This window comes from Agromyces sp. NPDC058484 (genome assembly GCF_042720415.1).
Taxonomy (GTDB): Bacteria; Actinomycetota; Actinomycetes; order Actinomycetales; family Microbacteriaceae; genus Agromyces.
Window position 1 is genome coordinate 105,084 of record NZ_JBHXMP010000012.1, and the last position, 11,628, is coordinate 116,711.

General features: G+C 70.0%; 11 protein-coding genes. 9 read left to right on the forward strand and 2 right to left on the reverse strand.

Annotated features, from left to right (window positions below; translation table 11 throughout):
* Positions 1-50: 50 nt before the first annotated feature.
* Positions 51-1,190 (reverse strand): trans-sulfuration enzyme family protein, encoded by a 1,140-nt coding sequence (locus ACFWN7_RS11610; RefSeq protein ID WP_376938968.1) that lies wholly within the window; start codon positions 1,188-1,190, stop codon positions 51-53.
* 34 nt (positions 1,191-1,224) lie between these two features.
* The gene (locus ACFWN7_RS11615) at positions 1,225-1,644 is read right to left on the reverse strand and encodes a DUF2809 domain-containing protein (RefSeq protein WP_376938969.1); all 420 of its coding nucleotides are present in this window, start codon (positions 1,642-1,644) and stop codon (positions 1,225-1,227) included.
* A gap of 76 nt (positions 1,645-1,720) precedes the next feature.
* Between ACFWN7_RS11615 and ACFWN7_RS11620 the strand changes: the two genes are divergently transcribed.
* The 9 genes from ACFWN7_RS11620 to ACFWN7_RS11660 all read left to right on the forward strand — a co-directional run bounded on the left by ACFWN7_RS11620 (position 1,721) and on the right by ACFWN7_RS11660 (position 11,513).
* Complete coding sequence (locus ACFWN7_RS11620; protein ID WP_376938970.1) at positions 1,721-2,035, forward strand: hypothetical protein; 315 nt, start codon at positions 1,721-1,723, stop codon at positions 2,033-2,035.
* A gap of 129 nt (positions 2,036-2,164) precedes the next feature.
* On the forward strand, positions 2,165-4,291 hold the full coding sequence (locus ACFWN7_RS11625) for an MMPL family transporter (RefSeq protein ID WP_376938971.1): 2,127 nt from the start codon (positions 2,165-2,167) through the stop codon (positions 4,289-4,291).
* Positions 4,292-4,349: 58 nt separating this feature from the next.
* Positions 4,350-5,534 carry a sensor histidine kinase gene (locus ACFWN7_RS11630; RefSeq protein WP_376938972.1) on the forward strand — a complete coding sequence of 395 codons (1,185 nt, stop codon included), beginning with the start codon at positions 4,350-4,352 and terminating at the stop codon, positions 5,532-5,534.
* A 1-nt stretch (position 5,535) separates the two neighbouring features.
* Positions 5,536-6,156 (forward strand): response regulator, encoded by a 621-nt coding sequence (locus ACFWN7_RS11635; RefSeq protein WP_376938973.1) that lies wholly within the window; start codon positions 5,536-5,538, stop codon positions 6,154-6,156.
* Between the two features lie 325 nt (positions 6,157-6,481).
* Positions 6,482-6,937 (forward strand): DUF2871 domain-containing protein, encoded by a 456-nt coding sequence (locus tag ACFWN7_RS11640; RefSeq protein WP_376938974.1) that lies wholly within the window; start codon positions 6,482-6,484, stop codon positions 6,935-6,937.
* A 69-nt stretch (positions 6,938-7,006) separates the two neighbouring features.
* The gene (locus ACFWN7_RS11645) at positions 7,007-7,702 is read left to right on the forward strand and encodes an NAD-dependent deacylase (RefSeq protein ID WP_376938975.1); all 696 of its coding nucleotides are present in this window, start codon (positions 7,007-7,009) and stop codon (positions 7,700-7,702) included.
* Between the two features lie 307 nt (positions 7,703-8,009).
* Positions 8,010-8,231, forward strand: a complete 222-nt coding sequence (locus ACFWN7_RS11650; protein ID WP_376938976.1) for a hypothetical protein — start codon at positions 8,010-8,012, stop codon at positions 8,229-8,231.
* A 129-nt stretch (positions 8,232-8,360) separates the two neighbouring features.
* Positions 8,361-8,663 carry a DUF1540 domain-containing protein gene (locus tag ACFWN7_RS11655; protein WP_376938977.1) on the forward strand — a complete coding sequence of 101 codons (303 nt, stop codon included), beginning with the start codon at positions 8,361-8,363 and terminating at the stop codon, positions 8,661-8,663.
* A 114-nt stretch (positions 8,664-8,777) separates the two neighbouring features.
* The gene (locus ACFWN7_RS11660; protein ID WP_376938978.1) at positions 8,778-11,513 is read left to right on the forward strand and encodes a family 20 glycosylhydrolase; all 2,736 of its coding nucleotides are present in this window, start codon (positions 8,778-8,780) and stop codon (positions 11,511-11,513) included.
* Positions 11,514-11,628: the final 115 nt, after the last annotated feature.

Sequence of the window (11,628 nt, forward strand, 5' to 3'; positions counted from 1 at the left end):
ATCCGTGCCGGTCGCCGGGGTTGACGACCGGCCGCGCCGGGAGACGCGGCCTACGCGCCGAGCGAGTCCAGCGCCCCGGCGAGGTCACGGGCGAGATCGTCGATGTGCTCGAGCCCGACCGACAACCGCACGAGCCCCTCGGGGATCGTCGGCTGCTCGGCCGGCCATCGGCGACGGCGCTCGAACGTCGACTCGACCCCGCCGAGACTGGTGGCGTGCACCCAGAGGGAGGTGCGCTGCACGAGCGCGTCGGCCGGCCCGGCGCCGCCCCGCACCACGATCGAGACGATCGCGCCGAAGCCGGGGTACCGCACCTCCTCGAGCGCCGGGTGGCCTTCGAGGCGACGCACGAGCTCCTGCGCGTTGGCCTGCGCGCGCTCGAGGCGCACGGGCAGCGTGCGCAGCCCGCGCAGCGCGAGGAAGACCTCCATCGGCCCCGGGATCGCGCCGAACAGCGAACGGTGCTTCACGAGCGCCGCCGCGAGCTCGTCGGATACCGCGATCGCCGCGCCCATGACCACGTCGCTGTGGCCCGCGATGTACTTGGTCGCCGAGTGCACGACGACGTCGGCGCCGTGCTCGAGCGGATGCTGCAGCAGCGGCGTCGCGAAGGTGTTGTCCACCGCGACGAGCGCTCCGCGTTCGTGCGCGGCGCCCGCGATCGCCGGGATGTCGGCGATCTCGAGCGCAGGGTTGGTGGGCGATTCGAACCACAGCATCGCGGCATCCGTGCAGGCATCCGCCACCGCCGCCGTGTCGGTGATGTCGACGAACACCGCCTTGATGCGCCCCTTCGCCTGGAGCTCCTCCAGCTGCCCGACCGTGCCCGTGTACGAATGCCGCGGGGCGACGACGGTGCCGCCCGGCGGGACGAGGTCGAGCACGGCGGCGATGGCGGCGATGCCCGAGGCGAACGCCACGCATCGTCCGCCCTCGAGCGCGCCGAGCGCGTCTTCGAACGCGGTCCACGACGGGTTTCCGTACCGGCCGTAGGCGACCGGGCCGCCGGCCACGTAGGTCGACGTGAGGTGCACGGGTACGTTCATCGGCGCATCGGGACCGTGCGGCGGGCGTCCGGCGACGATCGCGAGGGTGTCGGGGTGGAGCGCCGGCGCATCGGACTCGGCCGCATCGTGCACGTTCGTACCTCCGGGAGTCGGGCGAGCGGATGCCGCGGGCTGTTGCGGCACGCACGGGCCAGCGTATCCCGACCGCCCGGCGGCATCACTTCGTCGCGGTCGCGGTGCTCCGCCGAGATGATCGCGCGATCGCCTGGACGAGGAGCAACAGCACCACCGCACCGGCGGCGTACGCGGCGAGGTCCAGTGGATCGAACGCGCTGCCGAGCACCAATCGTGCCGGCGGGAAAGCGTCGACGATGAACCCCGGGATGACGGTCAACTGCAGAAGCTCGATCACCATCGCGATCGCGAGGGCGACCGAGGCGACGGCGAGCGCCGGAAGCGTCGGCCAGGCGAGCAGGAGCAGCAGACCTGCCATGTCGACGTAGAGCATGCTTCCGAGCACATCCACGAGCGATGACCGTTCGAGAAGCTGCAGTCCGAGTCCGAGGGCCACGATCACGATGACGGCCGCGACTCCGGATGCCCTGACGCGGTTCAGGGGATCGTTCGGTGCCGGCATCCGATCAGTGAAGCACACCGCTTCGGGTCTGCCGGCGGTAGCCTGCTCGGGGACTCACAACGTGCAAGGGAGCAGGATGTCGACGGAATCAATGCCGACGCGAGTGATCTGGTGGGGCGTCGGCGTCGCCATCGGCGGCGCACTCCTCATCGTCGCCGCGCCGGCGGCGCTGAATGCCTGGTGGGCGCCCAACACGCAGGAGTGGCAGTCGGCCATGCTCGTGTTCGACATCGTCATGCAGATCGCTCGAATCCTCTTCGCGCCGCTCGGTGCTGCGCTCATCGCGGCAGGCCTCGTGATGCGGTACGTCGACCGACGGCTCAGGGGCGAGCACATCGCAGACCGTCCCCGGCGGTGGCGCTGGCCCGACGAGGCGAACGACGGGGCGTGAGCTTCCGCGCCGGGGTTTCCGCCCCGGCCCGCCGCCCGAGGCCGCTCGACCGATGTCAACCGAAGGGTTGAGCCGGGTTTCAATCGCCCGCGCGATGCCCGATCGTCGGCGCGCTGATGGACTGCCGGTATGTCTGAAGTCCGCGTTCGCAACTCCCTGCCCGAGCGCCTCACGTCTCGTCGAGGTGCCTGGGTCTCCATCGTCATCGTGCTGCTCGCATTCGTCGCACTGTTCGGCCTCTTCGGTCAAGCGGATGCCCCTGCCGGCAACGACGTGGCGCCGCCGGCTTCGGAGTCCGCGCAGGTGAGCGACCTGCTCGAGAAGTTCCCGAACAGCGATGAGCAGTCGGTGCTCATCGTGGCGACCCGGGACGACGGCGCGGCGCTGACCGAGGCCGACCTCGCCGCCGTCGCCGACCTGGTGCCGGCGGTCGACGCGCAGACCGGACTGGAGTCGTCGCGACCGTTCACCAGCGACGACGGCGGAGCCGCGGTCATCCAGGCGCCCATCACCGTCGGCGACGACAACGCGGAGACCTCCGAGGAGGTGAAGGCGCTTCGAGCCGCCCTCGCCCAGAACCCGGTCGACGGCATCACGCTCCAGGTCACCGGCGGCCCGGCGTTCGGCGCCGACATCACCGCCGCATTCGACGGCGCCGACTTCACGCTGCTCATCGTGACCATCGCGATCGTCGCGCTGCTGCTCATCCTGACGTACCGCTCGCCGATCCTCTGGCTGATCCCGCTCGCCGTGGTCGCGGTCACCGACCAGCTCGCCGGCAAGGTGACCAGCGCGGTCGGCACCGGGCTGGAGCTGCAGTTCGACACCGGCATCATCAGCGTGCTCGTCTTCGGCGCGGGCACGAACTATGCCCTGCTCCTCATCTCGCGCTACCGGGAGGAGCTCGCGAAGACCGACGACCATCGCGCGGCGCTCGCGTCGGCGTGGCGGGGCACCGCCCCGGCCATCGTCGCCTCGAACGTGACCGTCGTGGTCGCGCTCGCCACGCTCGTGCTTGCCGTGATCCCCGGCACCCGTGGACTGGGAATCGCCTCCGCGGTGGGACTGCTGATGGCGCTGGGCGCGGTGCTGTTCGCGCTTCCGCCGGTGCTGGCCGTCTGCGGCCGCCGCGTGTTCTGGCCGTTCGTTCCCAAGCCGGGTCAGTCGCACCGGCAGGGCCGCGTCTGGAGGGGCATCGCCGACAGGGTGGTCCGTCGCCCCTGGATCGCGCTGGCCGCAGGTGCAGCGCTGCTCGCGGTGATGGCGACGGGCCTCGTCGGCACCTCGATCGGGCTCAGCCAGACCGAGAAGTTCCGCGTGGCATCCGAATCCGCTGCCGGGCTGGAGACCCTCGCGGCGCACTTCCCGCCCGGCGAGGCGCAGCCGATGTTCGTGGTCGCGAACACCGCCGAAGCGGACGAGATCACGAGCGCCGTCGAAGATCTCACCGGGGTCGTTCGGGTGAACGCGATCGGGGAGACCGACGACGGCGAGCTCACGAAGATGCTCGTCACCGGCGAACCCGCGCCGGGCACACAGGAAAGCCTCGACCTCGTGCAGCAGGTTCGCGACACCGTGCACGACGTTTCCCGGGCAGATGCGCTCGTCGGCGGGCCGGTCGCGCAGGACCTCGATGCCCGAGACGGCAACCTCCGCGACATCCTGGTGATCGCACCCCTCGTGCTCGCGGTCGGCTTCATCGTGCTGCTGATCCTGCTGCGGTCGCTCGTGGCGCCGTTCCTGCTGCTGCTCGTGAACATCGCCAGCGCGGTCGCCGCGATCGGAGCCGGTGCGTGGCTGAGCCGGGTGCTCTTCGGCCAGGAGGCCCTGGATCTCCAGGTTCCGCTGCTGGCGTTCCTCTTCCTCGTCGCGCTCGGGATCGACTACACGATCTTCCTGGTGCATCGGGCGAAGTCCGAAGCGGCCGTGCACGGCACACGGGAGGGCGTCGTGCGGGCGGTCGCGAGCACCGGTGGCGTGATCACCAGCGCCGGGATCGTGCTGGCCGCGGGGTTCGCCGCGCTCGGCGTGCTGCCGCTCGTCACGCTCGGCCAGCTCGGACTGATCGTCGGACTCGGGGTCATCGTCGATACGCTCGTGGTACGCACCGTGGTCGTGCCGGCGATCTTCACCCTCGTCGGCGACCGCATCTGGTGGCCGGGACGTGGCCCCCACGTGCGGAGGGCCACATTCGAGCCTCGGGATGGAGAATCGGATCATGTCACCCGCACCGAGGAGCTCGTTCCCGTCGGATGACCACGGTGCGGCCGACGAGCGACGGGGTGCGAGTACGTTGAGCGCGACGATTCGTTCGATGCAGATCGGCCAGCACCTCATCACCGCGGTGCTCATCGCCGTCGGCGCGGGCCGGGCGGTCGCCGACGGTGCGCCGATCGCGCTGGTGCTCGCCTCGGCGCTGGTCTTCGCGGGCTGGTACGTCGGCGGCGTGGTGCTCGCCGGTCGCACCCGGGATCGCGCCCTCGGCGCCTGGTGGCTGGTCGGCCTCGCCTTGATCTGGGGCGGGACGGTCGCGGCATCCGTCGAGTTCGTGTGGCTGGCGTTCCCGCTCTGGCTGCTCGCCGGTTACATCCTGCGATGGCGGTGGGCGGTCGTGTTCTCGGTGGTGGTCTTCGTGGTCGTCGCCGTCGCGCCGATCCTGCACCTGGGAACGACGACGTACGCGAATGTGATCGGTCCGCTGGTCGGCGGTGTGTTCGCACTCGGCATCTCCCGCGGCTACGTCGAGCTGCTGAACGACGCCAGGGAGCGGCAGCGCCTGGTCGCCTCGCTCGTTCAGGCGCAGGCCGAGATGGCGGACCTCCACGAAGAGCTCGCGAAGACGCAGCGCGAGTCGGGCGCGATGGAGGAACGGACCCGGCTCTCACGCGACATCCACGACACCATCGCGCAGGGCTTCTCGTCGATCTCGCTGTTGGTTCACGCCGCACTCTCGAACGGCGACGCATCCGATTCGGGTCGTGTGCTGAACCAGATCGACGCCATCGCCCGTGACAACCTGGTCGACGTGCGCCGGATCGTCGCGGCGCTCGCCCCCGCCGAGCTCGAAGAGGGTGCCCTCGCCGGCGCCCTGCGACGGATGCTCGATCGGCTCACCGAGGAGACCGGCATCGCCACTGAGCTGCACGTCGACGAGGGTTTTCCGGCACTCCCGACCACGGTCGAGGTCGCGCTCTTGCGAACGGCTCAGTCCGCGCTCGCGAACGTCAGGCTGCACGCCGACGCCGGCCGGGTGGTCGTGAACCTCGCCGACATCGAAGATTCGGTGCGAATGGATGTCGCGGACGACGGCCGCGGGTTCGACGCCAGGTCATGGAACGCGGGGTCGAGCGGCGCCGGGGGCGGCGGGTACGGGCTGCACTCGATGCGGGCACGGCTGCGCGAGCTCGGAGGAGGGCTCGACGTCGAGAGCACTTCGGGGGAGGGTACGGCGCTGTCGGCCCATGTTCCGCTCGCCGGACGAACGACTGAGGCTGGATAGCATGCCGATCACCGTGCTGCTGGTCGATGACCACCCGGTCGTCCGAACGGGGCTGCGCGCACTCTTCGAGCACAACGAGGAGGTGGAGGTCGTCGGCGAGGCGGCATCCGGTGAGGAGGCCGTCGCGCTGTCCGGCCACCTGCACCCCGATGTCGTGTTGTGCGACCTGCGCCTCGGCGCGAGCATGGACGGCGTCGACACCACGGTTGCGCTGCGCGCGCAGCAGCCGGCCCCGGCCGTGATCATCCTCACCACGTTCGACCGCGACGTCGAGATCATTCGCGCGATCGAAGCCGGTGCGGCCGGGTACCTGCTCAAGGACGTGGCCCCGGCCACGATCATCTCGTCGCTCAGGGAGGCGGCCGCCGGGGGGATGGTGCTCGCGCCTGAGATGACCCAGCGCGTCGTCGAGGGCATGCGCAAACCGCGCATCCGGCTCACCGACCGAGAGCTCGAGGTGCTGCGCCTGCTCGACCAGGGCGCATCGAACCGGGAGATCGCGCGTGCCTTGTTCGTCACCGAGGCGACGGTGAAGACGCACCTCGTGCACCTCTTCGCCAAGCTCAATGTGGAGAGCCGGGCGAAGGCCGTGACGCTGGCGCGCGAGACCGGCCTCATCTGACGGGTGCGATCACCGGCCTCATCTGACGGGTGCGATCACCGGCGTCCGATCTGCTTCGGCACCATACGCCGAATCCCGGGTTTCTGCAGCTCCAGCCGCAGAAACCCGGGACTCACGAGCAGAGCGGGCTGCGTGCCGTGTCATCCCACGGGGGAGGTTTGCCTGCGAATCCCGGATTAGTGCGGGTCGTCCCGCAGAAAGCCGGGAATCGCGCGCGCGTCAACGGCGCGGCTCATCTGAAGGGCGGGCGCAGGGATCAACCCTTCGGGTGATCCGCGGCGGGCGGCATCCGTCGAGGATCGAAGTCGGAAACGAAAGGAATCCGATGCACAAGCTGTTCACCGCCGCGTTCGCCTACATGTTGGCCGGAGTGGCATCCGGACTCTTCTACCGCGAGTTCACGAAGCTCAACGACTTCCCCGAGGGCGAGTTCACCCAGCTGGGGCTCGCTCACACGCACCTGCTCACGCTCGGGTTCATCGTCCTGCTGATCGTGCTCGTGCTCGAGAAGGCCTTCACCATCTCGCGGAGCAGGCTCTTCGCCGGGTTCTTCTGGGTGTACAACGCCGGCGTCGTGCTCACTTCGGCGATGCTGATCTGGCACGGCTCGCTGACCGTGCTCGGCGAGGAGACCGGTGCGATGATCGCCGGAATCGCCGGCATGGGTCACATCCTCCTCACCGCCGGGATGATCCTGCTGTTCCTCGCGCTTCGCCGCGCGCTCGTGCTCGACCGTCGGAGGACCGAGGCCGAGGCGGAGGCTGTTGCCGCCGGCGCGTAGCATCGCGCATCGCCACGCCTCCGAACCGAGCGATGCCCTACGAAGCGGATGCCGCGGTTCAATGGAGGCATGCGAGTCGTCGTGCTGACCGGCGCCGGGGTGTCCGCCGAGAGCGGGGTGCCCACGTTCCGCGACGCGGGCGGCCTATGGGAGGGACACCGCGTCGAGGACGTCGCGACGCCCGAGGCGTTCGATCGCGACCCCGACACCGTGCAACGCTTCTACGACGCGCGCCGCCGTGCCGTCGCCCGGGTGGAGCCGAACCCGGCGCACGTCGCGCTCGCCGCCCTCGAGCGCGCGATCGGCGACGACCTCCTGCTCGTGACCCAGAACGTCGACGACCTGCACGAGCGCGCGGGATCCCGCAGCGTCGTGCACATGCACGGCGATCTGCTGACCGCCCTCTGCCTCGGCTGCGGCATCCGATCGCCGATCGCGGCCGATCTCGTCGATCGCCCGCCGTGCCCGGAGTGCGGTGATCGGATGCTGCGCCCCGACGTGGTCTGGTTCGGCGAGATGCCGTACGAGCTCGATCTCATCGACGAGGCGCTGCTCGCGTGCGACGTGTTCGCCGCGATCGGCACCTCGGGTGCCGTGTACCCGGCGGCGGGCTTCGTGATGACCGCGGCCGAGTCCGGTGCCGCGACAGTCGAGCTCAACCTCGCCCCGAGCGAGGTCACCCCGCTGTTCGACGAGGTGCGGCACGGCCCGGCGAGCATCGTCGTGCCGGCGTGGGTCGACGACGTCCTCGCCGCGAGCGCCTGAGCGGTGCCGCCGCGAGCGCCCGAGCCCGGCAGGTGCTCGCTTCGCGGCGGGTCAGCGCGGGGCGCGGATCATCGACCAGAGTGCCGCGAGCAGCAGGATGCCGCCCACGACCGCATACGTTCCGAGGATCGACCAGAGCACGAATTCCATGGACATCGCCCACCTCCGAGTGTCTTCGCCCATTCTGTCGTGCGGGGCGGCGCGCCTCCAGTGCCATCTGCTCGAGCGCTGATCGGGCACCGAGTCAAGGCGTTGACGGATGCCGCGGCCGGCGCCGAGGCTGGGATCAACCATCGAGGAGGGCGTCATGACCGACCCACGAGACCACGCGCAACGCCACGAAGCCCGACCCGGCACGCCCGGTACCGTCGGCCCCGAGCGGACCGAAGGCGAGCCGCGCAACGACGCCGACGAGCTCACGCCCGACGGCGAGGTCGAGAAGGGTCCCGACGCCAACGACCTCGACGCCGACATCGCCGTCGAGGAGGACACGATCAAGACCGTGGACCCCGACAATCCTCAGGAATAGGTGAGCCTCACCTAACTAAGAAATGGTGGCTGATCTGCGGAAAAAGATCGCTCGGGGTACTGCGCGTGGCGCCGAGTCGGGGCTAGCATGCCCGTATCGTCCCGTCGCAACAACCCTGTGGAGGTCACCATGAGCATGACGCTCGACGAACTGCCCGCCGTTGCCGAGTGCTCGGTGGTCGGATGCTCCTACAACGACCACTCGCACTGCCATGCGGCGGCGGTCACCATCGCCGGGTCGGTGGGCGACGCGGAGTGCGCCACGTTCATCCCGCTCGGCACGAAGGGCGGTCTCGACAAGGTGCTCACCCACGTCGGCGCCTGCCAGCGGTCGGAGTGCGTGCACAACTCCTCGCTCGAGTGCACCGCGGCATCCGTGCGCATCGGGCCCGGCGTCGACGACGCCGACTGCCTGACGTACGAACCCGCCTGAGACGAGCCTGCCCGGGCGGTCGGCAACAGAACGCGGAATTACATCGGATTGTTGACGGAATAAATCTCCCACCATACGTTGGGGCAATTCCCAGCAGCTCGATGAGGAGACTTCATGCCATCCAGATTCCGCGTGGCGACGATCGCCGCTGCGGCCGCGGTCATCCTGGCCGCGGTTCCGACCACCGCAGCCGCGGCCGCCGCGCCGTCTCCAGCCTCCGCCACGACCTCGACGGGCGTCGCCGCACGCGTGGCGATGCCGGCGAACCTGGCGCTCGGCGCCGTCGCCACCGCGTCGTCGACCGAGCTCGACGACGCCCGGTTCGTGCCCGCCCACGTCAACGACGGCGACGTCGCGACCCGCTGGTCGTCGAAGTACGTCGACGCCGGCTGGGTGCAACTCGAACTCGCCGAGCCCGCCGAGGTGTCGACCGTGGTGCTCGAGTGGCCCAACGCGTGCGCGCGCTCGTACCGCATCCAGACGTCGGTCGACGGGGTCGCGTGGACGACCCGGGTCGAGCGAACCGCCCAGAACACCTGCCCGCGCATCGACGAGCTGACCCTCGACGTCGACGAGCCGGTCGGCTTCGTGCGCATGCAGGGCATGACCCGCTGGTCGAGCTGGGGGTACTCGATCTCCGAGTTCCGCGTCTACGCCGACCCGCTGCCCGAACCCGAGCCGCAGCTGCCGCTCGTGCCGGCGCCCGTCTCGCTCGAGCGATCGGAGGGGGCGTTCGTGCTGGCAGAGGACGTCGAGATCGAGGCATCCGGTGACGCCGTCGCCGCCGCCGAATACCTCGCCGACGTCATGCGACCCTCGACCGGGTTCGACCTGCCCATCGTCGCCGACGCGGATGAACCGGCCATCGAGATCTCGGTCGCAGACGGCGGCGCGCCGGACGGCCACGAGGCCGAGGGCTACACGCTCGAGGTCACCGCAGGCGGCATCGAGCTCGCCGCGGACACCGAGGCCGGTGCCCTGAACGGCGTGCAGACGCTGCGGCAGCTGATGCCGGCGTGGATCGAGTCCGACGAGGTCGCCGACGTCGAGTGGTCGGTGCCCCTCGTGGCGATCAGCGACTACCCGCGCTTCGAGCACCGCGGACTCATGGTCGACACGGCGCGCAGCTTCTACACCGTCGACGAGGTCAAGCGCCTGATCGACAGCGCGGCGCCGCTGAAGCTCAACCGCCTGCACCTGCACCTGACCGACGACCAGGGATGGCGGATCGCGATGGACACCCCGGAGGAGAACCCCGCGGGCATCGTCTACACCGACCTCACCGCCATCAGCGGCGCGACCGCCATGACGTACAACAGCGCGGGCCAGCTGATGGGCACCGAGCTCGGCCGCACCGGCTTCTACACGAAGGACGACTACCGGGAGATCATCGACTACGCGGGCCGCAACGGCATGACGGTGATTCCCGAGATCGACCTTCCGGGCCACACGAACGCCGCCCTGCACGCCATTCCGCAGCTCAACTCGGCCGGTTCGAGCCCGCAGCCGAAGCCCGGCGAGGCGACCGCGCCGGCTCAGGGGACTCCCGACGTCGGCGGTTCGTCGTTCGATGCGAACAACGAGCACACCTACACGTTCATCACCGAGGTGCTGCGCCAGATCGCCGAGCTCACGCCCGGGGAGTATCTGCACATCGGCGGCGACGAGGCCCACACGACGGCCCACGCCGACTACGTCGAGATGGTCGACTTCGCCACCGCGGCGGTCGCCGACCTGGGCAAGACCGTCGTCGGCTGGAACGAGTACGCAACCACCAACCTGCCGCAGGATGACGCGGTGGTGCAGCTCTGGAACGGCAACGGCGCATCCGTGCGCGATGCCGTGACCGCGCGCGGCGCGAAGGTGATCATGTCGCCCGCGAACAAGACCTACATGCCGCAGAAGCAGGACAGCCGCCAACCGCTCGGCGGCACCTGGGCGTGCGGCGGGCCGTGCACGCTCGAGAACGCGTACAACTGGAACCCCGCGACCCAGATCGCAGGGGTTCCCGAGAGCGCCATCCTCGGTGTCGAGGCGGCGTTCTGGGGCGAGTTCATCCGCGGCGTCGACCAGGCGCAGTTCTACACCTTCCCACGGCTGCTGGCGACGGCCGAGGCCGGCTGGACCCCGCAGGACGGGAAGGTGCTCGCCGAGTTCGTCGACCGGGTCGGCCAGCTGGGCGGGCGCATGACGGTGCAGGGCATCAACTTCTTCCCGACCGCGACGGTCGACTGGCGGATCGACGCGGCACCGAGCGTGACCGGCCTGCCCCGGGTCGGATCCGCGGTCGACATCGACTGGCGGGTGACCGCGCCGAACACGAAGCCGACGGATGTCGCTGCCGAACTCGTGTGGGACGACGGCGTGCGACAGCCGGTCGGGCTGGCCGGCACCGCCGTGACCGACATCGCCGCGATGACGATGAACTCGGAGTACACGGGCACGTCGAGCCGCAGCTTCCAGACCTCGGGAACCCACGCCGGGCAGCTCGAGGTGACGGTCGGCGGCGGCGAGCCGGTCGTGGCGGGTGAGGTCGCGGTGACCGTGCCCGACGTGCCCGAGCTCGACGTCGCGACCGTGGTGACGAGCCGGTGCATCGCATCGAAGGCGCTGCTGTCGGTGAAGGCGACGAACGGCGAGGACGGCCCGGTCGCGGTGACGTTCACGTCGGCCTACGGCACGAAGTCGTTCGCGACGGTGGCGCCCGGGAAGAACGCGTTCCACGCGTTCTCGACCCGCCTGGCCGAGCTGCCCGCCGGTGAGGTGACGATCGAGGCGACCGCCCACGTCGACGGCGAATCAGTCACTACGACCGGCACCGTGCAGTACGAGCCGCTCTCCTGCGGCTGACCGGGAACCCGGAGGGGGCGGGGGGGGGGGGACCCACGCCCCACCCCCATGAGCACCCGCCACACGCAGACGGCGGCACACATAACACAGACCAGAATAAAAAAAAAAAAGACAC